The 23,798-nt window shown below is 47.7% G+C and carries 22 protein-coding genes; all 22 read left to right on the forward strand.

Annotated features, from left to right (window positions below):
* Position 1 precedes the first annotated feature (1 nt).
* The 22 genes from AC58VC_RS18275 (at position 2) to AC58VC_RS18380 (ending at position 23,600) form a co-directional block, all read left to right on the forward strand.
* Positions 2 to 538 carry a GNAT family N-acetyltransferase gene (locus tag AC58VC_RS18275; protein WP_497370234.1) on the forward strand — a complete coding sequence of 179 codons (537 nt, stop codon included), beginning with the start codon at positions 2 to 4 and terminating at the stop codon, positions 536 to 538.
* 16 nt (positions 539 to 554) lie between these two features.
* Positions 555 to 1,409: a transporter substrate-binding domain-containing protein gene (locus AC58VC_RS18280; protein ID WP_497370235.1), complete on the forward strand. Its 855-nt coding sequence runs from the start codon at positions 555 to 557 to the stop codon at positions 1,407 to 1,409.
* Entirely contained in the window at positions 1,409 to 2,110 is a 702-nt protein-coding gene (locus tag AC58VC_RS18285; protein WP_497370236.1) for an amino acid ABC transporter permease, read from the forward strand. Before AC58VC_RS18280 ends, AC58VC_RS18285 begins: the two co-directional genes overlap by 1 nt.
* A gap of 41 nt (positions 2,111 to 2,151) precedes the next feature.
* Positions 2,152 to 2,841 (forward strand): amino acid ABC transporter permease, encoded by a 690-nt coding sequence (locus AC58VC_RS18290; RefSeq protein ID WP_497370237.1) that lies wholly within the window; start codon positions 2,152 to 2,154, stop codon positions 2,839 to 2,841.
* A 172-nt stretch (positions 2,842 to 3,013) separates the two neighbouring features.
* The gene (locus tag AC58VC_RS18295; RefSeq protein WP_497370238.1) at positions 3,014 to 3,766 is read left to right on the forward strand and encodes an amino acid ABC transporter ATP-binding protein; all 753 of its coding nucleotides are present in this window, start codon (positions 3,014 to 3,016) and stop codon (positions 3,764 to 3,766) included.
* A gap of 11 nt (positions 3,767 to 3,777) precedes the next feature.
* Entirely contained in the window at positions 3,778 to 4,803 is a 1,026-nt protein-coding gene (locus AC58VC_RS18300) for an LLM class flavin-dependent oxidoreductase (RefSeq protein ID WP_497370239.1), read from the forward strand.
* 3 nt (positions 4,804 to 4,806) lie between these two features.
* Complete coding sequence (locus AC58VC_RS18305) at positions 4,807 to 5,298, forward strand: DinB family protein (protein ID WP_497370240.1); 492 nt, start codon at positions 4,807 to 4,809, stop codon at positions 5,296 to 5,298.
* Positions 5,295 to 5,834, forward strand: a complete 540-nt coding sequence (locus AC58VC_RS18310) for a GNAT family N-acetyltransferase (protein ID WP_497370241.1) — start codon at positions 5,295 to 5,297, stop codon at positions 5,832 to 5,834. The genes AC58VC_RS18305 and AC58VC_RS18310 overlap by 4 nt, the downstream gene beginning before the upstream one ends.
* Entirely contained in the window at positions 5,831 to 6,868 is a 1,038-nt protein-coding gene (locus AC58VC_RS18315) for an LLM class flavin-dependent oxidoreductase (RefSeq protein ID WP_497370242.1), read from the forward strand. The genes AC58VC_RS18310 and AC58VC_RS18315 overlap by 4 nt, the downstream gene beginning before the upstream one ends.
* Before the next feature lie 31 nt (positions 6,869 to 6,899).
* Positions 6,900 to 8,555 (forward strand): ABC transporter substrate-binding protein, encoded by a 1,656-nt coding sequence (locus tag AC58VC_RS18320; protein ID WP_497370243.1) that lies wholly within the window; start codon positions 6,900 to 6,902, stop codon positions 8,553 to 8,555.
* A 13-nt stretch (positions 8,556 to 8,568) separates the two neighbouring features.
* A complete protein-coding gene (locus AC58VC_RS18325) occupies positions 8,569 to 9,498 on the forward strand; it encodes an ABC transporter permease (protein WP_497370245.1) in 930 nt (309 codons plus the stop codon).
* Between the two features lie 54 nt (positions 9,499 to 9,552).
* Positions 9,553 to 10,446, forward strand: coding sequence for an ABC transporter permease (locus AC58VC_RS18330; RefSeq protein WP_497370246.1), 894 nt, complete (start codon positions 9,553 to 9,555; stop codon positions 10,444 to 10,446).
* Between the two features lie 12 nt (positions 10,447 to 10,458).
* On the forward strand, positions 10,459 to 12,492 hold the full coding sequence (locus tag AC58VC_RS18335) for a dipeptide ABC transporter ATP-binding protein (protein WP_497370247.1): 2,034 nt from the start codon (positions 10,459 to 10,461) through the stop codon (positions 12,490 to 12,492).
* Between the two features lie 188 nt (positions 12,493 to 12,680).
* Positions 12,681 to 13,550 carry a LysR family transcriptional regulator gene (locus AC58VC_RS18340; protein ID WP_497370248.1) on the forward strand — a complete coding sequence of 290 codons (870 nt, stop codon included), beginning with the start codon at positions 12,681 to 12,683 and terminating at the stop codon, positions 13,548 to 13,550.
* A 29-nt stretch (positions 13,551 to 13,579) separates the two neighbouring features.
* Complete coding sequence (locus AC58VC_RS18345; protein WP_497370249.1) at positions 13,580 to 14,749, forward strand: amidohydrolase; 1,170 nt, start codon at positions 13,580 to 13,582, stop codon at positions 14,747 to 14,749.
* Between the two features lie 18 nt (positions 14,750 to 14,767).
* Positions 14,768 to 15,910: an N-methyl-L-tryptophan oxidase gene (gene solA / locus AC58VC_RS18350; protein ID WP_497370250.1), complete on the forward strand. Its 1,143-nt coding sequence runs from the start codon at positions 14,768 to 14,770 to the stop codon at positions 15,908 to 15,910.
* Between the two features lie 12 nt (positions 15,911 to 15,922).
* Entirely contained in the window at positions 15,923 to 17,263 is a 1,341-nt protein-coding gene (locus tag AC58VC_RS18355) for an LLM class flavin-dependent oxidoreductase (RefSeq protein ID WP_497370251.1), read from the forward strand.
* Between the two features lie 233 nt (positions 17,264 to 17,496).
* Complete coding sequence (locus tag AC58VC_RS18360) at positions 17,497 to 18,468, forward strand: oxidoreductase (RefSeq protein ID WP_497370252.1); 972 nt, start codon at positions 17,497 to 17,499, stop codon at positions 18,466 to 18,468.
* A 39-nt stretch (positions 18,469 to 18,507) separates the two neighbouring features.
* Positions 18,508 to 18,900 carry a MerR family transcriptional regulator gene (locus AC58VC_RS18365; RefSeq protein ID WP_497370253.1) on the forward strand — a complete coding sequence of 131 codons (393 nt, stop codon included), beginning with the start codon at positions 18,508 to 18,510 and terminating at the stop codon, positions 18,898 to 18,900.
* A gap of 376 nt (positions 18,901 to 19,276) precedes the next feature.
* Positions 19,277 to 21,418 (forward strand): pectate lyase family protein, encoded by a 2,142-nt coding sequence (locus AC58VC_RS18370; RefSeq protein WP_497370255.1) that lies wholly within the window; start codon positions 19,277 to 19,279, stop codon positions 21,416 to 21,418.
* A gap of 83 nt (positions 21,419 to 21,501) precedes the next feature.
* A complete protein-coding gene (locus tag AC58VC_RS18375) occupies positions 21,502 to 22,692 on the forward strand; it encodes a macrolide family glycosyltransferase (RefSeq protein ID WP_497370256.1) in 1,191 nt (396 codons plus the stop codon).
* 98 nt (positions 22,693 to 22,790) lie between these two features.
* Positions 22,791 to 23,600 carry an SDR family oxidoreductase gene (locus tag AC58VC_RS18380; protein WP_497370258.1) on the forward strand — a complete coding sequence of 270 codons (810 nt, stop codon included), beginning with the start codon at positions 22,791 to 22,793 and terminating at the stop codon, positions 23,598 to 23,600.
* The last annotated feature ends 198 nt before the right edge of the window (positions 23,601 to 23,798 follow it).

The raw sequence follows: 23,798 nt of genomic DNA on the forward strand, positions 1-23,798 counted from the left end.
CATGTCAACCGCGATCGAAGTAAGCGTAAGAGATGCTAGACCAGATGAATGGGAAAAGGCCGTCGCTTTAACTATCGAGGCGTACCGTCAGTATGAGCCGGGCTTTGGTCCTGCGTTCTGGCAACAATACATAAGCAATATCAAGGCTCAGTGGAAGCGCACGGAGGATACCTGGCGTCTTGTCGCTGAGCAGGAAGAAAAGCTCGTAGGGGTGGCGCTTCTATACCCGCCTCAAAAGGGTTTGTATGAGAAGCTGAGCGAGACTATTCCATATCCGGAAATCCGCCTCCTCGGCGTAGATCCTTCTGCAAGAAGCAAAGGCATCGCTACCTCGCTGATTGCAGAATGTGCCCGGCGTGCCAAACGAGACGGATTTGCCTATCTTGGCTTGCACACGTCGAGCCGAATGCCTGACGCTGTGCGGCTTTATCTCAGGCTGGGATTCGAACGCGAGCCCCGCTACGATTTCTTCGCAGCTGACCAAACGACGGTGGTTGAAGCCTACCGCTTGACGCTACAGTCCAAACATGAGGAATAAATAGGAGGATGTATCTATGAAATTGTTGAAATCGACCACCTTTATCCTGACTTCCGCATTGCTGTTCGCAGGTTGTGGAGTTAAAGAAGAGAAGCCAATCTCACCAGCATCAGGTGGGGCTTCACCGGCAGCGGCACCCGTTGCTGCAGCGCCACAGAAGGTGAAAAAAATCGTGGTGGGTACTAGCGGCACATTTAAAGACGTCACATTCCTTGATGATAAGGGAACCTTAACCGGTTATGATATCGAATTGACGAAGGAAATTGATAAGCGTCTGCCTGACTATGAGTTTGAATTTAAAACCATGGAATTCGCCAATATCCTCCTGAGTCTGGAAGCCGGCAAAGTTGATCTAGCGGTTAATCAATACGAAGTGAACAGCGAGAGACAAGCCAAGTTTCTGTTCAACGATGAAGCCTACAACATATGGCCGAGCAAAGTCGTTGTGAACAAAGACAACAACACCGTAAACTCGATTGAAGATCTGAAAGGCAAGAAGGTCATCACTTCTCCAGGAAGCAATGGCGCGGTCTGGCTGCAGGATTACAATAAAAGCAAAGGGAACCCCTTTGAACTTGTCTTCTCTGGCAGCGGCGGAACGAATGATGTGATTAATCAGATTAAAACAGGCCGTGTAGACGCAACAATATCCACACCGTTCCAAGTAACAGGACGCAATAAGGACGCAGATGCGCAGCAAAAAGTCGTTGGTCCTGTGCTTTACACATCCAAAATTTATTATGTGCTGCGTAAGGATGAAACGGAACTAAAAAGCAAGATTGATGAAGCGATAAAAGAAATCAAAAAAGACGGAACATTGGGAAGCCTCAGTAAAAAATGGTTAGGAGAAGATTTTACAGTGACACAATAATGGGAAAATCATTTGATTTCTCACTAATTTGGGTGTACTTGCCTAAGCTGCTGTCTTACCTGCATGTCACGTTGTTCATTGTGCTGGCTTCCGTTGTATGCGGCGTACTGCTTGGTCTCATCCTTGCACTGCCAAGGCTGTACAAGATCCCTCTGCTTAATCGACTTGTTATTATTTATATTTCTTACACAAGAGGCACACCCATACTGATCCAGCTATTTCTCGTCTATTACGGCGTGCCGGAACTGCTTAAAGCAGTCGGTATCGACGTAAGCGATGTCCAGCCGTTAGTTTTTGTCATTCTAACTTATGCGCTCCATTTTGCGGCCTATTTCTCTGAAATTGTCCGCGCTTCGGTAAACGCCATAGATCGAGGACAAGCGGAGGCAGGCTATTCAATCGGCATGAGCGGGTATGCCGTGCTGACGCGAATCGTTCTACCTCAGGCGTGGAGAGTAGCGTTGCCAAATGTGGCTAATCTAACGATTGGCACACTAAAGGATACCTCCCTTGCTTATACGCTGGGAGTAATGGATCTAGTGGGGCGAGCAGAGATGCTCGGCACGACCTATCATTTCCTTGAAATCTGGATAGCATTGTCCATGATTTATTATGTCGTGGTCCTTTTATTGGAATATGTGTACCATCGTTTCGAACGCAGGGTTCAACGCTTTGAACAAGCAGTCACGGCCTTCGACTAAAAGGAAAGGAGGGAGCAGTCATTCACATCGATTTCCAGTTTATGCTCGAAGCCTTCAGAGCCATGCTGAAGGCACTGCCGCTCACGCTCATTCTCTCAATCGTCCCTTTATTCTCGGGTTTCATTGTTGGTGTGCTTATCGCTTTTATTCGCATGTACAGAATCAAATATATTCACCGTGTCGCGCAGTTTTATGTTTCCTTCTTTAGAGGCACGCCGCTTCTGCTGCATATTATGCTTGTTTATTTTGCCATTCCCATGATCTTTGATTACCTTGCAGTGCGATACGGCTGGAGTGTGCGCTCCAGCGTGATCCCGCTCATGCTGTTCATCTTCGTGGCGTTCACGCTGAATATTGGCGCGTACATGTCGGAAACAATCCGCTCGGGCATTTTGTCCGTCTCCAAGGGACAACTCGAAGCCGGCTATTCGGTTGGCATGACGACTTGGCAGGGAATGAGGCGGATCGTCCTTCCGCAAGCGCTGCACGTAAGCCTGCCGAATTTACTGAGTAAATTTATCGGCTTGCTGCATGGTTCTTCGCTTGCTTTTATGATATCGCTGCAGGAGTTGAATGGCACTGCGCACATCGTTGCGATGAGGAATTGGAAATATCTCGAGGCCTACATAGCGGCGGCTGTGATTTACTGGATTTTGACCATTATCGCCGAAAACATCTCCGCTTTGTTGGAAAAACGTTTGAATATATACAATCGCAGCGGTGTCGCTTAAGCAAAATCCCGGAAATTCACGGGTGGTGTATTGAATTGTTGAATCGATGTATAGAAGAACTCTATTAGACGAGAGCTTAATGAGGATGATAAGGTTAGATCAGATTAAATTCTTAGTATTTTCATCGGAATTATAAGTTTAAGTTTGATCGCGCATGGAAAGGTGGCACCTCATGATTCATTTATCCAATATTACCAAATCATTCGGTCGTAACCAGGTGCTCAAAGGCATCAATCTCACTGTTAACAAAGGGGAAGTCGTTGCCATCTTGGGGCCGAGCGGTTCAGGGAAAACGACACTGCTTCGATGCCTGAATTATTTGGAAAAGCCGAATGACGGCGCGATCATGATTGATAACTTTAGTGTGGATTGCAAGAAAGCAAGCAAAAAGGAGATTCATCTGCTGCGTCAAAAGACGGCGATGGTGTTTCAACAATACAATTTGTTCCGCCACAAGACAGCGCTTGAGAACGTGATGGAAGGACTGCTGATTGTCAAAAAGGTTCCCAAAGATGAGGCTCGAAGCATTAGCGTTGAGCTCCTGCAGAAGGTCGGTCTTGGGGAGAAGCTTGATGCTTATCCTTCTCACTTGTCCGGCGGGCAGCAGCAGCGAGTTGGCATTGCCAGGGCACTGGCGCTAAACCCTGCGGTGATTTTATTCGATGAGCCCACGTCGGCACTAGATCCTGAACTTGTCGGCGAAGTGCTCGCTGTCATCCGAAAGATTGCCAAAGAGGGCATCACGATGATTATTGTCACACATGAAATGACCTTCGCGCAGGATGTCGCCAGTCACGTGGTATTTATGGACGAAGGCGTCATCGTCGAGGAAGGGAAGCCGAATGAGCTGTTTAACCGTCCCAAAGAAGAGCGGACCAAGCAGTTCCTGAGCCGCATTCGTCCAGAACTTTCATATTCCATCTAGGAGGCAACCTTATGACGATTTCAATTGGCATTTTGGATCAAAGTCCGATCTATCCCGGAAGCTCAGCGTCTGAGGCGCTTGCCCAAACCATTCGATTAGCTCAAAAAGCGGAAGAACTCGGTTATCAACGATTCTGGGTGTCGGAGCATCATGACTCCGAAGTTCTCGCCGGATCATCACCGGAAGTACTGATCTCGCATTTGCTAGCCAAAACAGAGCGAATCCGCATCGGATCAGGCGGCATCATGCTGCAGCACTACAGCCCCTATAAAGTTGCTGAAAATTTCAATGTGCTAGCTTCCCTTGCACCGGGAAGAGTCGACTTGGGAGTTGGGAGAGCGCCGGGCGGTTTACCTCGCAGCACACAGGCGCTGCAGCGTGGTGTCATGGAGCCCCAGACTCTTACGGAAAAGCTCATAGAGCTTGAGGCCTACGTGAATAACCAAATTCCGGAGATTCATCCGCTGCACGGTATTAAAGTATCACCTATAGCCAGCAATCCAGCTGATATTTACTTGCTTGGAGCAAGTCTCGATAGTGCACAGCTTGCTGCATCGTTAGGCCTTCCTTATGTTTTTTCTTTATCTATTAATGGGGACCGATCAGCAGCAATTGAAGCTATACAGGTGTATAAATCCAACTTTCAGCGAAAATCTAACCGATCACCGCAGGCTATACTGGCTTTGTCCGTCATAGTGGCAGACACAGATCAGGCTGCGCACGCCCTTGCTTTCGAACAGAAGCACTACAAAGTGTATCTGGCCAGCGGCAAAAAAGCGACTGTAGGTACCTTGGAGCAAGCCGAGGAATTCGGCAGGCAGGCGAATGAACCATACACAATTGAGGAGAAGACAACGGAAGTTACTCGAGGCTCCAAAGAAACAGTACGTGAACAGTTGGTAGATTTACAGCGGCTCACAGGCGTAGATGAATTCATCGTTACAGCTAGAATCGAGGATTTCGCAGAGAGAGTCCGCTCTTATGAAAGGCTGGCAGAAGCATTGAGCGATGTAGAAACGACATTATTAGGAGGATAAGCGATGAGTCATCCTGACATTCAACCCTATTTGGATACGTATAACCAATTACTTAAGGCTGTAGAAGGATTAAGCCAGGAACAATTAAGTTGGAAAGAAGCCCCTGCTTCGTGGAGTGTAACGGAAGTTTTGACCCACCTAGCCGATCATAGTCTTGTTATTTCCTTTCGAATTCGTGACATTTTAGCGGGGACGAAAGTTAGGCTGCCTGCTTTTAACCAGGATGCTTGGGTTAGCGGACAAAAAGCTAATGACGGTGATGCTGCCGATAATTTGACGATATTTAATCAATTGCTCCGCTATAACAGCATTTTATTTCACCGTTTAAACGACGAAGATTGGCAAAAGACCGGCATTAATGCTAAAGGCGAGCCCGTAAGTATAACGAACATTATTCAGGGTTTTACGAAGCATGTGAATAACCATCTGTCCCAAATTGATCGCATTAAACGCTCATTGGCTGGCGTAAACCAGCCAGAAGTGAGCTCATCATGAGCGAAGTTTATCGCCTTGCTGAGCCCAGAGATGCCGAGAGGCTATTGGAAATCATCTACGATGCGTATATCACAATACGCGAATTGAAGCTGCAATGGCCAGCAGCACATGCTGATTTGGCACTAATCGAGGAGAATATCGCGAAGAACGCCTGTTACGTCCTGGAAAAGGACGGACAAATTGCCGCTACGTTAACCTTATCCAAGGATGCTATCAACAAGTGGCACTGGGAGTATCCATTTCTCAAATGGTTCGCAGTCCATCCGGATGCGCAAGGCGGCGGACTCGGCACTAAACTGCTGACTTGGGTGGAGGAAGAGATCATTCGAGATGAGCTCGGAGCATCGGCTGTCACACTTGCAACGGCAGAGAAGCATCCATGGCTGCTGGATATGTACGAGCGAAAAGGCTATGAGCGCATCGATGCGATTGACCGGGGTAATGGCGACGGTACGATGTATTTGCTGCGTAAAATTGTGAACCCTCACTTGCATGCTCAGAGAATTCGCCAGCACCGCCAAGGAGGCAGGTTATGAAATTCGCCTTATTCAGCTTAGTAATGAATATACGCAATGCGGTAACCGGTGAAACGCTGACAACGCAAGAGAAGTTCCAGAATATTATCCAGCAGGCGATTTATGCTGAGAAGCTTGGTTTTGACGCCTACGGTATCGGGGAAAGACACGGACCTCCGTTTCTTTCTTCCTCACCAGCCGTGCTTCTGACAGCGATTGCTGCGCATACTTCGCGTATTCGACTGCTGACGACGGTCGCGGTGCTCAGTGTCCTTGATCCCGTTCGCGTTGCCGAAGATTATGCAACGTTGGATCACCTATCGGGAGGCCGCTTGGAGCTCATTATCGGGAAAGGCAATGACCCACGGCATTATCCGTTATTTGGCATCAAAGAAGAAGAGCAGTGGGATTCACTCGCCGAAAGATATGCCCTGCTCAAACGATTATGGAGCGAAGAAAATGTCAGCTGGGAAGGTAAATATCGTCCCCCATTGCGGGAGGTTACCATTTTGCCTAGACCGTTTCAACCTTCAATTCCAATCTGGCACGGCAGCGCCTCATCACCGCTTTCAACGGAGCTAGCTGCCAAATATGGCGAACCGCTTTTCTCATCCAATACGTTTCATCCCTTACCTAAGTACAAAGCTTTGATCGATCACTACCGGGAAAGATGGGCTTATTACGGGCATGATCCTAAGCATGCAACTGTTGGTGCGGGGGCAGGCACTTTATATTTGGCTAAAACAACAGAAGAAGCTATTCGGCGCTTTCGTCCGTATTATGAGGCTTTTCATTCCACGGATTCAGCTAAACATAACCAGTCACCTTTTGCTAGTTTGGAGGATAACTTAGCCAACGGGCCGCTGCTAGTGGGCAGTCCTGAGCGTGTTATTGAGAAAATATTGACGTATCAGGCCGCTTACGGCCATCAGGTCATGTCGATAAGTGTAGACGGGCTGATGGAAGCTGAGCAGTATGAGCAGATGGCATGGTTTGCGTCTGAGGTTGCGCCAGTGCTTCGCCGGGAGATTGCAAGCAGCGTTTGGTCAGCTTAATCTATTTATTTGACATAGGAGTGTGCGCACAATGAGGAAATTACGTTATATACCGATCACACTGCTGCTGGCAGCTGCCATTACAGTCATAACGGCATGCGCAGGAGCCGGAGGCTCAGGAAGCCAATCGGCATCACCTGCAACTTCGGTTAATGCTGCAGGGAACGGACAGGCGGCAAGCGGAGGGGAACTATCATTTGCTCTGGCAACCTCGCCGGATTCACTTGATCCGCACCGCAGTGGTTTAGCTGTTGCGGTCAGGGTATTCCGGACGATCTATGACAATCTGGTCGTGCAGCTGCCGGACAACACAATTAAACCATGGCTGGCAACGGAATGGTCGATTTCGCCGGATGGTAAAAGCTACACCTTCAAGCTGCGCAAAGATGTGAAATTTCAGGACGGTACACCTTTTAATGCAGAAGCCGTGAAGTATAGCTATGATCGTATTCTTGATCCAACCACGAAAGCAGCTAATGCTTCTGCTCTGCTTAAGCCTTACAAATCATCGGAAGTAATTGATGAGTACACCATTAAGCTCAATCTTGAGTCGCCATCTGTTGCGTTTCTCGGTAACTTAAGCCAGGCGATGCTTGGCATCGTATCTCCAACTGCTGCTAAGAAATATGGTGATCAATTCGGTAAAAACCCAGTGGGCACTGGGCCTTTTAAATTCGTCAAATGGGATGATAATTCCGAAATTAAAGTCGAGCGCAATCCGGATTACAACTGGGCTCCTGCGCTGGTTGATAATAAGGGCAAAGCCTATCTGGACGCTATTACGTTCAAAATTATTCCTGAAGAGGCGACACGGCTTGGCAGTGTGCAGAGCGGGCAGGTAACGGCGGCAGAAACGGTTCCACCGCAAAATATCGTGGCACTGAAAAACGATGCCAAGCTTCAACTTCTGCAAGTGAACACAAGCGGCTTGCCGTATACGCTCTTTTTTAACCAAAGCAGAGCACCTTGGAATGATGTGAAAGCACGTCAGGCTGTGCAATCCGCGATTGATGTTGACGCCATTGTTAAGACGTTATACTTGGGCACCTATCAACGTGCTTGGTCGCCTTTGACACCTGCGATTTTCGGTTACGATGCTTCGCTTGAAAATAAGATAAAGCCGGATCTTGATAAAGCAAACCGTCTGTTCGATGAATTGGGCTGGGTGAAAGGAGCAGATGGCATACGCGAGAAAGACGGCAAAAAGCTAACGCTGCATTATGTAGATGGTTCGCCGAATCGGGAGAAGCGCAATGATATTGCCGCCATCGTCCAGCAGCAGCTTAAGAAAGTCGGAATTGCCGTCGAAGTCGAAATTACGAAGGATGTTCAAAGTGTCATTTATACAGCTCAAGCCTACGACCTCTATGGCAATAGCCAAGTGAATTCCGATCCAGTTGCCTTGAATTCGTTCTACCACACAACAGCACCGAATGCCCGTCCTTCGCTTTCTCATTTATCGGATCCAGCTCTTGATAAGCTGCTTGAGCAAGGAGTTGTGGAAGCGGATGAAGCGAAGCGTAAGGATATTTATAAGAATGTGCAGCGCTATATCATCGACAATGCGGTTATCATTCCAGTTTACATTTTCCCGTACACTGTCGCTGCCTCAAAAAATGTAAGTGGCATCAAATTTGATTCCCTAGGTTATCCACTGTTCAATGACGCGTCTATCCTCAAAAAGTAAGGAGGCCGTTCGGATGGTAAATGCAATCGTAGTCCGATTCATCAGCTCTTTAGGCGTTATTTTGGGTTCCTCAGTTTTGGTGTTCTGTGTTCTTTATGTGCTGCCTGGAGATGTTGTGATGAATATGATCGATCCGAGCACGATGAGTCCTGAAGCGATTGCGAATTTACGACATCAGCTTGGTGTTGACCGGCCGTTTTTGGAGCAGTTTACGACCTATTTCAGTCATGTGATGGTCGGTGATTTCGGTAAATCACTAGTGAACTCAGAGCCTGTTCTGCCCAAAATTATGACACACTTCCCAGCAACACTGGCCCTTACAGCTGCAGCTTCGCTGATCTCCGTTATCGTTGGCCTTGTGCTGGGGGTGTTGTCGGCGATTCATCGCAATAAACCGATTGATATCATCGCTAGAATGGTTGGATTGTTCGGTATTTCTATGCCAACTTTCTGGTCAGGGATTTTGCTTATTCTCTTATTTTCTGTGTTTCTCGGTTGGCTGCCTGCGATCGGCTCTAACGGCTGGCAAACGCTGGTTCTGCCTGCGGTTACACTCGGCATGCTAGGGGCGGGTTTCATTGTTCGTATGGTTAGAAATGCCATGCTGGAAGTACTCGGAGAAGCCTTCATTACAACGCTTCGCGCCAAGGGTTTGCTCGAGCGCTCGGTGATGTACCGCCATGCGCTGCGCAATGCACTCATTCCTGCGGTTACGATGCTTGGGATTTTGCTTGGCGAGATGCTCGCGGGCACGGTTGTCATCGAGACGGTATTCTCGCGTCAAGGCATCGGCAGAATTATTGCGGATGCGATCATGGCGAAGGACCTGCCGGTCGTGCAAGGGGTTATTTTATTCTCCGCCATGATCTATATCCTGGTGAATTTACTCGTCGATATCTCCTATGCCTATATAGATCCCCGGGTCAGGCGATTTCAAAGTTAAGTTTATGCTTACGAAGTCAGTTTTCTAACGAAAACTTTAAGGAGGATGATGAGGATGAGAGAAGCTGTCAATGCGAAACCCTTGTGGCGTGTCAAACGAGCCGGGCTGAACATTCAACGTAAGAATCTGAATCTGAGCCCTTCACGTTTCATTTTATATGCATCAACGGTTGTCGTTGTATTTCTCATAATTTGCGCTATGGTGCCTGAGTGGATTGCACCTTACATGCCGACCGACATGCTAGCGGATCAAATCTTGCTTCCTCCCGGTGGCCCTCACGTATTAGGGACGGATTATTTTGGCCGCGATGTCTTCAGTCTTATTGTGTATGGTGCCCGGGAGTCTCTATTCATCGGTTTTGCTTCTGTTATTGTCGGAGGACTTCTGGGAGGGTTGATTGGCGCATACGCGGGATATTTCGGGGGATGGACAGACCGTGTGCTGATGCGATTTAACGATATCGTGATGACAGTTCCCAGCGTATTGTTGGCACTCGCGATTGCTGCGGCGCTTGGGCCTGGGCTTTGGAATATCGTATTCGCTGTTGCATTAGCCGCAGTTCCTAACTATGCGCGTGTCATGCGCGGGCAGATACTTAGCGTCAAAAATCGCCCGTTCATTACCGCTTCCCGATCCATCGGGGCGACACAGCTTTCTTTATTCATTAAGCATGTTCTGCCTAATTCCTTATCACCGCTGCTGGTTATGGCGGCTATAGGCGTGGGAACATCAATATTGACTGGGTCCGGTCTCAGTTTCCTGGGGCTTGGCGTGCTAAAAGAAATACCTGATTGGGGCGCCTTGCTTTCCCAAGGTAGGGGTTATTTAACCGTAGCTTGGTGGATATGTACGTTCCCGGGTTTGGCCATTACTTTGTTCGTATTGTCTATCAATGTCCTCGGCGATGAACTGCGCGATGCACTTGATCCCAAGAAACGACAATCATAGGAGGGAGCAGGGATGAGTGCATTGTTATCTGTAGATCAACTTGACGTAGAATTTGCTGTAAATCGGAATGTGATGCAGGCTGTCAGCGATATAAGTTTCTCCATTCAGGCCGGTGAAATCGTGTGTCTAGTCGGCGAGTCAGGAAGCGGAAAGTCGGTTACCTCCAAAGCCATCATGCGCTTAATTGAACATGAGAACGGGGCGATTACCTCTGGTACTATCAAGCTCGGTGATGTCGATGTCACGGCGCTTCCACTGCAAGAGCTGCGTTCCTTGCGTGGGAAAAGAATGGCCATGGTTTTTCAGGAGCCAATGGCTGCTTTTGATCCTGTATTTACAATTGGCAGCCAAATCACAGAAACAATTAGGCGCCATGATCGCCATATCACTGCCCGAGAGGCAGAGGAGGAGGCGGCCCGACTGCTTCAGCGAGTTGGCATCCCAGAGCCGAAGCTTCGGCTTAAGCAGTATCCAGGCGAACTCTCTGGAGGGATGCTGCAGCGTGCTATGATCGCGATGGCTCTAAGCGGCAAACCAGAGTTGCTGATCGCAGATGAGCCGACAACCGCTCTGGACGTGACGATTCAAGCGCAAATTCTGCAGCTCCTGCAAGAGCTGAGAAGTGAGTTTAACATGTCCCTCCTGCTGATCACACACGATCTTGGGGTTGCCGCAGAGATGGCAGACCGAATCATTGTGATGTATGCTGGGCAAATCGTCGAACAATCGGCAGCTGTGGATATATTCACTCAGCCAAGGCATCCGTATACATTGGGGCTGCTACGCTCTATTACGACATTAGACAGTGATCGCACTCAGCCCCTCTATGCAATTCCCGGTTCGATACCCGGTATGAACAATCTTCCGTCGGGATGCCGTTTCCATCCTCGCTGTGCCTATGCAACAGAGTTGTGCACCCGTGAGGCGCCGACGCTGGAAGATAGAGGCGGCCATCAATCGGCTTGCTGGTATGCTGATCAACTACCGGAACCGCGAGATGCCGGGGTATCGGAGCTGGTTCCTGGCGTGGAAGTTCGGGAGCATCCTGCTCTTGATGAAATGAACTCGAAGCAGGAGGCGGTACCGTTAATTGAGCTCCGTCATGTTACGAAGCATTATCCGCTGAAGAGTTCTTTTCTTTCAAGAGACCGGAAATGGATTCAAGCTGTCGATGATGTATCCTTCACAATTCGAAAAGGCGAAACATTCGGTCTGGTCGGTGAATCAGGCAGCGGCAAGTCGACGCTCGGGCGGATGCTTCTTCATTTGGAGAAGCCGACTTCCGGTACTGTTTTATTCGAAAATCAAGATCTCGGTGCATTGTCAGGCTCCATGTTACGTCAGCAACGGAAGGATATGCAGATGATCTTCCAAGACCCTCACGGTTCCGTCGACCCCCGCTGGAAGGTAGGAGATATTATCGGCGAACCGTTTGCGGTGCATGGGGGAAGGAAGGGCAAGAAAAGGAAAGAATCCGTAGAGACTTTGCTGCGCCTTGTAGGACTTGATCCGAATGCCTATGATCGTTATCCGCACGAGTTTTCTGGTGGACAACGGCAGCGTATCGGCATCGCGAGAGCGATTGCTCTGGGACCCAAATTCCTATTGGCTGACGAAGCGGTTTCGGCCCTTGATGTTTCCGTTCAAGCGCAGATCATTAATCTGCTGCAAGAACTGCGTAAGCAGCTTGACCTTACGATGCTGTTTATCGGTCATGGTTTGCATGTTGTCCGTTATGTATCTGATCGTATCGGCGTCATGTATTTAGGCAAGCTGATTGAAATTGCGCCCAGCGAGCAGCTATTCCGCCATCCGGCGCATCCATACACAAGGGCGCTGGTGGCTTCCATCCCGGTTCCCGATCCGCTTCGGCAGCGCTCGTTCCAAGCGATTGAGGGGGAGATTCCGTCACCGGCTAATCCCCCATCAGGCTGCAGATTTCGCACAAGGTGCCCTGCTGCGACCGCAAGATGTGCGGCGGAAGATCCGCAATTCCGCGAAGTAGGCCAAGAACATTTCGTGGCTTGCCATGATCCTTATCTTTAAACTTGTGAATTCCGATTGACATACTTGGTATTTATCGGTAAAGTATAGAATAATTCAATAGCTGTCAACCGGGCAGCCGGAGACCTGTGAAGCCTTGTATCTGCATGTAAGTCAGATGAAGGGCTCGGAGGTCTTTTTGTGCTTGATTTCTGACGCATCTTATTCTATTTGGATCTGGGGTACCGCGTATGAATATTGAAAATATCGAGGCGTTTGTTTATGTGTATCACTATGGCAGTTTTAATAAAGTGGCGGAAGTTTTGTTCCTGTCACAACCATCGGTCACAGCGCGGATTCAATCGCTCGAACGCGAGCTGGACATTCGACTGTTCGACCGATTGGGTAAACAAGTGCAGCTGACAGAGAAGGGGAGGCAGTTTCTACCTTATGCGCAGCAGTTGCTGCAAGTGTATCAGAAAGGCAAGCAGCACATACAGCGTCAGCGGACGGATCCGCAAGAGCTTCGACTGGGCTGCACAGTGTCTGCCTCCAATTACATGCTGCCGGAATTGCTTCCTAAGTTGAAAAGTCAGTTTCCGGGACTTCAGATCAAATTAACAACAGCGACGACCGACGAAATTATGTCTAAAGTTCTGAATAAAGAGCTCGATATCGGTTTCGTCCGGAACATTAGCCATCCTAATCTACATTCGGTCAAATATTACGAAGATCCTATTCGGTTATATGCTTATGCGGATCATCCTCTTGTAGGTCAAAAAGAGGTGTCTCTTGACTTGATCGTCGATCATCCCTTCGTTTTTTTCGAATGCGGCTCGCTGGATTGGCTGAGAATTCACAGGCTATTTCAAAGTTTGGATAAACCACCGGCTATCGAAATTCAAACCGATAACGCAGAGACTGCCAAGAAGCTGGTTCTGAACAAGGCGGGATTATGTTTCCTCCCTGGACTATGTGTCCATAAGGAAGTGCGTGATCAGCTTTTACACCCTGTAGATTTAGCTGGGGTAGCGAGCGTCGCTCTGCAGACGAATTTGATCAGTTTGAATGGCGAGAAATCGGAGATTCTACAGTTTTTTCTTGCGAATCGAAGCGGGTAACAAAGGTCAAACAAACAGTAGGAGGCATAATGACAGCAGTTGACACCAGCAAGGAAAGTAGATTTCAACAAAAACTAGTTGATATCAGGCGTCACCTTCATCAGTATCCGGAATTGTCACATGAGGAATTTGAGACTACGGCGTTTATCCGAAGTACACTCAAGGCAGCGGATATCCGTATGGCATCGGAATTCAAACTGGAAACAGGCTTAGTTGCTGAAGTTGGTGGGCTGCACGGGGGGCCAGTCCTCGCGTTGCGGGCTGATATCGATGCACTGCCGATTCAAGAAGAGACTGGCTTGAGTTTCGCTTCCAAGCATGGTGGCAAAATGCATGCATGCGGTCATGATTTTCACACTGCGGCATTAATAGGTGCAGCTTTACTTTTAAAAGAGAGGGAGCACGAGCTAGCTGGCCGCGTTCGTTTGGTATTTCAACCGGCGGAAGAGAAGGCAGCGGGGGCTAATAAAGTGATTAGAACCGGCGCACTTGAAGGGGTTAGGGCGATCTACGGCATGCACAACAAACCAGATCTTCCGGTAGGTACGATTGGCATTCGTTCAGGGGCACTAATGGCAGCTGCTGACGGCTTTCTCGTAGAGATGGAAGGCATTGGCTCACATGCTGCCGTACCAGAAGCGAGTGTAGATCCAGTTGTAGCTGCCGCTTATCTGGTTACGGCTCTCCAGTCGATTGTCAGCCGTAGTGTAAGTCCGCTTGAGAGCGCGGTTGTCAGCGTAACGCGACTGCATACAGGGACCGCCTGGAACATCATACCGGAGAAGGCTATTTTGGACGGCACGGTGCGGACATTCGACGATGAAGTGCGTACCCGAGTCAAGCAGCGCTTCGGTGACATTGTAACCGGCGTCGCTGCTGCCTTCGAGGCTCAAGCTTCCTTCCGCTGGCTTCAGGGACCACCGCCCGTGCACAACGATGCGGCACTTGCTGAAGCGGCGGCTAAGGTGGCTGAGCGGATTGGTCTTGAGGTCATGACGCCGAAGCCTTCCCCGGCGGGTGAAGATTTTGCTTTCTACCAGCAGCAAATACCAGGATTTTTTGCCTTTATAGGAACTTCAGGACCTCATGAATGGCATCATCCTGCTTTTGATATTGATGAACGAGCATTATCCGTCTCTGCCCTATTTTTGGCTGAATTGGCGGTCGATGAGCTGAAACGGTTCGCTGCGGAGCGGTAGGCTTTGGAGGAGGTCAGCATGAGAAATTCGTTTGAAGTGATCGTTATCGGGGCTGGATCCATGGGCATGAGCGCAGGTTATTACCTGGCTAAGCGGGGAATTCGCACCTTGATGATCGATTCGTATGATCCCCCGCACGAGAACGGGAGTCATCATGGAGAGCCGCGGTTAATCCGCCATGCCTACAGCGGTGGGAAGCCCTATATCAAATTGGCGCTTGAGGCAGACCGTTTATGGAGGGAACTTGAAGCGGCCAGCGGGCATAAGCTGCTCGTTCGCTCCGGCGTACTCAACATGGCCGATCGTTCTGTGGGTAAATTCATAACGAGGTTGCCTGATTGCAGCGAAGCAGGCGTTCAAGTGGAAATGCTCGATGCATCAGAGGTTCACCGGCGCTGGGCAGGAATCACATTGCCCGAGTCTTATGAAGCCATGTATGAGCCGAATGCCGGCTATCTATACAGCGAGCAATGTATCGCTGCTTACCGCAAGCTTGCTTTGGCCGAAGGTGCCATGCTGCTGCCTTATAATCCGGTTCAGCATATTCAAGCTGACGGAGCAGGCGTCCGTGTTCGTACACGCGCAGGGGAATTCTCTGCGGATCAATTGATTATAACCGCCGGGGCCTGGTTCAAGAGTTTAGAGCCTTTCGTTACGCTGCCGATTCGCGCGGTTCGCAAAACCGTGGGTTGGTTTGGGACTGGAGTCAATTTATACGATGCGGGCATTTTTCCGGGATTTACTCTCGAAACGAAAGAGGGAGTGTATTACGGCTTTCCGAACGTTAGCGGCGCTGGCATCAAAATCGGCCGCCACGACGGAGGATTGCCTTGGGCTCCAGGAGAGCAGGCAGCCCCCTTCGGTCATCTGGAAGAGGATGAAGGTGACCTGCGCCGCACGTTATCTGCGTACTTACCTCAATCAACAGGGGAGCTGTTACAAGGAGCGGTTTGCAAATATGAGTTAACTCCTGATGAGGATTTCATCATCGACCGGCATCCGCATTATGCGAATGTTTTTCTAGCTGGCGGGTTCTCAGGGCATGGATTCAAATTTGCCAGTGCTGTTGGCTCGCTGCTCGCCGATCTTATCCAACAAGTGTCATCCACTGCAGAACTGAACACTTTTTCACTGTCGCGTTTTAATCATATAAAGTCCTAGGAGGAAAGAGACATGAGCAAGAAAAAAATGAAGTTAGGTGCAATCCTACACGGAGTAGGAGGAAATATTTCTGGATGGAGACATCCTGATGCTATTACAGATGCTAGTGTGAACTTTGAGCTGTATAAGAAATGGACGCTGAAAGCCGAAGAAGGCAAGTTTGACTTCGTTTTCATTGCGGATGGTCTGTACATTACGGAGAAATCCATCCCTCATTTTCTTAATCGGTTTGAACCTATCACCATTCTGAGTGCTTTGGCTGGAATTAGCTCCAAAATCGGTCTCGTAGGGACATTGTCAACATCCTATAGTGAACCTTTTACAGTTGCCCGGCAATTCGGCTCCCTGGATATCATTAGCGGAGGCAGAGCGGGGTGGAATGTTGTGACATCTCCCTTAGAAGGCTCAGCGCTCAATTACGGCAAGAGGGAAGACCAGCATCCAGCTCATGCGGAGCGATATCGGATAGCGAATGAATACTTGGAAGTCACAACAGGACTATGGGATTCCTGGGAAGATGATGCTTTTGTGCGTGACAAAGAAAAAGGTGTATTTTTCGATCCATCGAAGCTGCACACCTTACATCATAAAGGTGAGTTTTTTTCCGTCAAAGGGCCACTTAACGTGGCGCGTTCTAAGCAAGGGCAGCCTGTTATCTTCCAGGCAGGTGCATCGGAGGACGGCAAGAATTTTGCCGCTAAAGTGGCGAACGCCATTTTCACCGGTCAAGAGACGTTAGAGGATGCCAAGCGCTATTATGCGGACGTAAAAGGACGTGCCAAAGCGTTGGGGCGCAATCCCGATGACATCGTCATCCTCCCGGGCATAGGGCCGATCGTTGGTCGGACTCAGGAAGAAGCGGAGCGTAAATATGAGGAAATCGCCAGTCTCACATCGATCGACAAAGCGCTAGATTTCCTCGGTCGCTTCTATGAGCATCACGATTTCTCGCAATATCCACTGGATGAGCCATTCCCTGAGCTGGGTGATCTTGGCCGCAATAGCTTCCAGAGCGCAACAGACAAAATGAAAGCATGGGCAAAAGCAGATGGACTAACGCTTCGCCAGGTAGCTCTCCAAGTGGCCACACCTAAGCCGACATTCCTGGGAACGCCGGAAGTTATAGCTGATAACCTGCAAGCATGGTTGGAAGAAGGCGGAGCAGATGGTTTCATTGTTGGCAGCGCAACGCCACAAGGTCTTGAGGACTTCGTTGAACTTGTTGTGCCGATTCTGCAGCAACGCGGACTGTTCCGCGAAGAGTATGAAGCGGATACGCTAAGGGGAAATCTTGGGCTGCCGATACCAGAAAACCGCTATACGAAGCAAGATCAGACAGTTGTACATTTTTAAAAAGACCGGGACTCCTTAAGGGGTTCCGGTTTGTTGTTTGTTTACTAGGAGGTAAGATTGTGAATCCTAAACGCATAGACTAATGCAGCGAAATTCCAATAACATACCTCGGCAGCCGAATAGAAGGCTACTTGCGCTGGAGTTCACTCCATGCGTTAAGATGCTGATGTTACCACAATGAAGACATTGCGGGTTACGAGAAGAAGTAGCTCTAGATTTGGAGGAATATGAAGATGCATACAGAGAATAATTACCAAGTTACACCTCAACAACCGATCCGTTCTGGGTTTGGTGCACAATCAACAGCCCGAGAAGTACTTGAAGGATATGATTTGAGCGGAAAGATCGCTATCGTGACTGGCGGGTACTCAGGCGTCGGACTTGAAACAACCCGTACTCTAGCTGAAGCTGGTGCGACAGTCATTGTACCCGCGCGTACACCAGAGAAAGCTCGCGCATCGGTTGCAGGTATTCCTCGAGTTGAGCTGGCGGAGCTGGATTTGATTGATCCTGATTCTGTAGACGCATTTGCCCAGCAGTTTCTGGACTCGGGGCGACCGCTCGATATCCTGATCAATAACGCGGGCATCATGGCTCCTCCGCTGGTACGTGACAAACGCGGCTACGAATCCCAATTTGCAACCAATCATTTGGGTCACTTTCAGCTGACTTTGCGGCTTTGGCCGGCTTTGAAACAAGCCGGAAGCGCCCGGGTTGTCTCGGTTTCTTCAACTGGCGTCCGCTTCGGGGGCGTTAATTTCGAGGATATTAATTTTGAACAGCAGGAATACGATAAATGGAAGGCATATGGCCAGTCCAAGTCGGCTAATGCGCTTTTTGCTGTGGCACTGGACAAACGGGGGCAAGCGCACGGAGTTCGCGCCTTCTCAGTTCATCCTGGCAGAATTATGACCGATTTGGTTCGTTTTATGTCAGATGAGGAAAAGGGTGCCGCAAATGGTGTATTCAAAACGGCTGAGCAGGGGGCCGCTACGAGCGTATGGTGTGCTACTAGTACACAATTGAATGGGAAAGGCGGCGTCTACTGCCTGGATGTCGATATTGCGGAAGTTGTTCCGGCTAATGCTCCGCAAGGGCTGAGCCAAGTCATCGAAGGTGTATTTCCCTGGGCGATTGATCCAGATTTTGCAGAGCGACTTTGGCAGGTTAGTGAGGATATGGCCCATATAAAGTTCAGCGACTGAGCTCAGGGGGAATCAAACTAGTTAGAAAGAAGGAAAAGAATGGAGCCAACTTATTCAATTGCTGAGATTTCCGATAAGACTGGGCTCAGTTATGACACGATACGTTATTATGAGAAAATTGGATTAATGCCTACAATAAGGCGCAGTAAAAATGGGCAGCGTGAATATGATAAGGAAGATTTGAGTCGTATTATTTTCGTAACGAAGCTTAAAAGAACCAACATGCCACTGAAGGAAATTGTAAAGTATATGACCCTGGCTTCCGCTCATGATTATGAGAGCTGCTACCGCATACTGAATGAACATAAACGCCAAATTGAGTCGCAAATAAATGACATGCAAGAAGCTCTGTCTGTCATGAATTTTAAACTTACACATTATGAGGACCTCATTGAGCATCATTCCATGCTTCGGGATTATGTTGAATTATAAATGATTGTGGCCCACAGCCTGCTGTGGGTCTTTTTCGGGGAACCCAAGACCGGATTAGCTTCAATTAGCGGTAGTATTTCCATCTATTCGAGAAGAAGCTTCGTCCCTGAGACACTGGGCAAATTGTGAATGGTCTGATTACTTGTTAGCTAAAGCCGATTGCTCGATTAGTTAGGAAGTATCATTATCACAATCAATAATCATTAGCTCAGATAATCGGGCGATATGATCAAATGATTATTTCGGAACCGCTTTCAAAACTGATAAGCTGTGGATGTTCAACATGTTCCGAACAATTTGGTGGATGCGAGGGGGGATAAAACAACTTGTAAGCGATTTCAGTTGTTGATGACAATTAAACGCGGGAGGAATTAATTTGAGAAAAAGTGCTGCAAAGGTAATGAATTACGTTTTATTGTTTGCTCTTGTAATCTCTCTAATCGCAAGCGGACTAGCCACTAAGGTGGTGCAGGCTTCCAGTATTTCGATCACGGGCAGTGGAGGATGGAATGAGACGGCCTTTGTTGAATGGTCACCTGTAAGTAATGCCCAAGGTTATAATGTATATGTTAAGCCTGCAGCTGCAGCAGATTCGCAGTATAAACAAATTGATACTCAATTAATCCGTAAGTACGCTGCCTATTGGCGAGCTGATGCTGTAGGGCTTGCAGCTGGAAGTTATTTGATGAAAGTTGAAGTCGTACTACCCGATGGTTCAAAAGAAAGTATGGTTTCAAATGCCATTTCCGTTGCGCCGCACGACAGATCTGGATTTGCTTTTGCAGATAACTCACCATTTGGTACGGGTTCAGGTGCTTATAATGAGGATGGTACACTTAAGAATGGTGCTCAAGTTCTATATGTCACATCTGCGACTGCCAAAACACTCACTCTTGGTGTGAAAATTAATAGCGCTGGTGATGTACAAACAGGTGTTGGGCTAGGTCCAATTCTGGCACTTAGACAAAAAGGCTATGATAAGACACCACTGGCTATCCGATTTATTGGGAAAGTTACAGCCGCTGACTTGAGTGGACAACTAAACAGCAGTGGATTTCTTGAAGTAAAAGGGAAAGCAAATTATTCAGAAATGAATATCACATTAGAAGGGATCGGCCAAGATGCCTATGCGTATGGATGGGGAATGCTGCTTAGGTACGTAGCTAATGTAGAAGTTAGAAACTTAGGCATCATGTTATTCCCTGACGATGGTCTTTCACTTGATACAGGCAATGCGAATGTATGGCTGCATAATAATGATATTTTCTATGGAACTGCAGGAGGAGATGCTGACCAAGCAAAAGGAGATGGATCTACTGACCTTAAAAAAGCATCCACTTATATTACAATCGCTTATAATCATTACTGGGATTCTGGCAAAGCTGCGCTAGTCGGTTTGAGTGAGTCGTCCGAATTCTTTGTAACCTTCCACCATAACTGGTTTGATCATTCAGACTCTCGTCATCCACGGATACGAACGGGAACCATTCATATCTATAATAACTTCTTTGACGGCGTCTCCAAATATGGAGTTGGTGCTACAACAGGAAGTTCTGCATTTGTAGAATCAAATTACTATAGGCATGCCAAAAATCCAATGCTAATTTCCTTGCAAGGTACGGATATGCATGATGGGGAAGGTACATTCTCAGGGGAACCTGGAGGTATGATTAAAGCCTACAACAATATAATCGTTGACCCTGGAAGTATTATTTATGCAAACTCCGATGCTGGAACAGCCCCAGCTAGTGCAACACAATTTGATGCCTACTTAGCTTCAACAAGAAGTCAAACCGTTCCAAACACATACAAAACTTTATCAGGTGGAACAGCTTATAATAACTTTGACACTACGATCGATACGGGTGTAAATGCATCTAATATTGATGCTGTAAGCACAGTTGAACAAGTAGTTACGACTGAAGCTGGCCGTCTAAACAGTGGAGACTTTACATGGGAATTTAATGATGCAGTTGATGACACGTCGTCGATCCTTAATTCAGCCCTGATGTCTAAAATACAAAGTTACACAACACAGCTTGTATCTGTAGGTGGTAACTCAACAGGCTCAACGCCGACTCCAACGCCAACGCCGACACCGGCACCACCGACGCCAACACCAACGCCACCGACATCAACGCCTGCACCAACACCGACACCGCCGGTACAAACACCACCGCCTACATCGACAATTGCACATAATTTCACGACAGATGGAAAAACAAGCAGCTTCTTCAATATTCAAGGGAACCTCTCAACAGCTAAGGGAACAGTGAGTTATAATGGTTTAACACTAACGCAATGTTTGAAAATCGAGTCTGGAACCAGCATTGGGTTTACCTCAACAACAGCTGCAACACTAACCTTAGTGTTAAATACAGCAGATGGAACGAAAATCAAGATTGATGGAACCAGCTATGCCATAGCAAATGGCCTTGTCAGTGTATCGCTTGCGCCTGGCGCACATACCGTTACTAAGGATGACGTTACAAATCTTTATTACATGAAGCTGGAATAGATAGCTATAATCACTGCAAGGAACTATGATCCTCTCATAGTTCCTTTTTTTTGTGGTAAAATATAGGCTAAGGAGTGATTGAAATGACGCGTGTTTTATTTATTAATGGTGGCTCAGAGGGACATATTAACCCAACTATTGGAGTGGTGGAAGAACTTATTTCGCGTGGAGAAGAGGTCGTTTACTTTTGCACCGAGGCTTTTCGAGAGCGCATGGAGAAGACGGGAGCATCCGTACGAACATTTGACGATCATAAGTTTATCAAAGCCTTCCTCTCTGGTGGACGAGATTATTTACACGAAAGAATCAATGGCCTTTTACATACGGCAGATATAGTGATTCCCAGTGTGCTTGAACAAATCAAAGATGAGCATTTTGATTACATCATCCATGATTCCATGTTTGGTTGCGGTCATATGCTTGCTCAAATTCTTAAGCTTCCTGCAATCAACTCTAGTACTTCTTTTGCTCAGACTAAAGTATCATTCGATAAAATATTGGAACAAATGGCTGCGAAAATCCCTGTAGAAACAATTAAATCTATTGACGATGAATTTCAAAGCTTAACGGCAAAAATGAAGGAACAATATGATGTTGAGATCCCTTCACGCTACGAAGTGTTTTGTAATCCTGCACCACTTACGATTGTTTATACAACAAGGGAATTTCAGCCTTATGGCGCAGCATTTGACCACACTTTTAAATTTGTAGGTCCATCGATCTCTTCGCGGTTGCCTCAAGAAAACTTCGACCTCGGTGCAATCAAAGGGAAAGAACCGATTTACATTTCACTGGGTACAGTGTTTAACCAAGCAATAGATTTCTATAAGCTTTGTTTGGAGGCATTAGGGAACACGGAGCACACGATTGTCATGTCTATTGGAAACAGAGCTCAAATGGCTGATTTAGAGGAAATTCCTCCAAACTTCATCGTGAGAAACTATGTTCCACAAACGGAGTTACTGCCTTACACGAAATTATTCATCACACATGGTGGAATGAATAGTACCCAGGAAGGTCTCTATTATGGCGTTCCGCTAATTGTGATCCCACAAAACGCGGATCAGCCGATGATTGCCGCGCAAGTCGCGAATATCGGAGCAGGCATTCAATTGCAAATGCAAGGCTTGACGGCAAACCAATTAAGGGAGTCCGTAGATCATGTCTTAGGCTCATCATCCTACAGGAATGTTGTTGCAAATATGAGGGAGTCCTTTCGACAAGCTGGTGGGTATCAGCAAGCTGTTGATGAGATTTTTAATTTTTTAAAATGAGCATCTATTTAAATTTTCTTCGGAATAAGATAACAACGAAGCCCAAAGTGCTTCGTTGTTTATTGCTTTTTTAATCAAGGTTGTTTGAGAGTGCTATGGTGAAAAAATGGAAGGACGGCAGAACTCATATGAAGATGAGCGGCAATACGGTACTTATTACTGGAGGAACATCCGGCATTGGCTTTGAATTTGCAGTTCAGCTGCTTAAGCTGGGGAATACCGTCATTATTACGGGGAGGGATCAAGCAAGGTTGGATGCAGCCAAGAAAAAGCTGCCAACGTTACATACGTTCCAAAGCGATGCGGGGGATCCTCAGGCAATTGCGGCTTTATTTGAAAATGTAGTGAAGCAATTTCCTAAGCTTAATGTCCTGATCAATAATGCCGGGTTCATGCGCAGGTTAAATCTACATGATCAGGATGTCGATCTGGAGGATCTAAACCGCGAGATCGAAACGAATTTGAGCGGCCCGATTCGGATGGTGAAACAATTCCTCTCGCATCTGAAAAGGCAAGAGTCGGCTGCGATCATGAACGTCTCATCGGGGCTAGCTTTCGTCCCGCTGCCGATCTCACCGGTGTATTGCGCAGCAAAAGCAGGAATTCATTCATTTACACAGTCGCTAAGGGTACAGCTCAAAAACACAAAAGTAAAAGTGTATGAATTAGCGCCTCCTTTGACAGATACTCCGCTTGTGGACTCGTTCGACCCGACAGATCTAGCGGGCTCGAAAGCGATGAACGTGTCCACCATGGTTGGGTTTGCCATTCGGGAGATGGAGCGGGATAACTTCGAAATCCGGCCCGGACAAAGCAACGCTTTGAAGCTCATGAATCGGATTGCGCCGAAGTTTATTTTCAGCCAGCTCAGCAAGTCTGCGGACAACATGCTGAGAGAGTCGAAGTAAATCTGAAGTTGTGATGATTAGAACGACCGGCCCCTTCAATGGAGCCGGTCGTTTATTTTGTTTTCCTTTACTTGTGAAAGTTATAAGTTAACTACATTATCTAAAAGTAATTACCTGGAAATTTTAGAATATGATTTATAGTCTAAGTGCGATATGTAACTTGATATAACTATTTTCATTAGTTATAATGCTATAATA

This window comes from Paenibacillus sp. J22R67, from assembly GCF_059692175.1.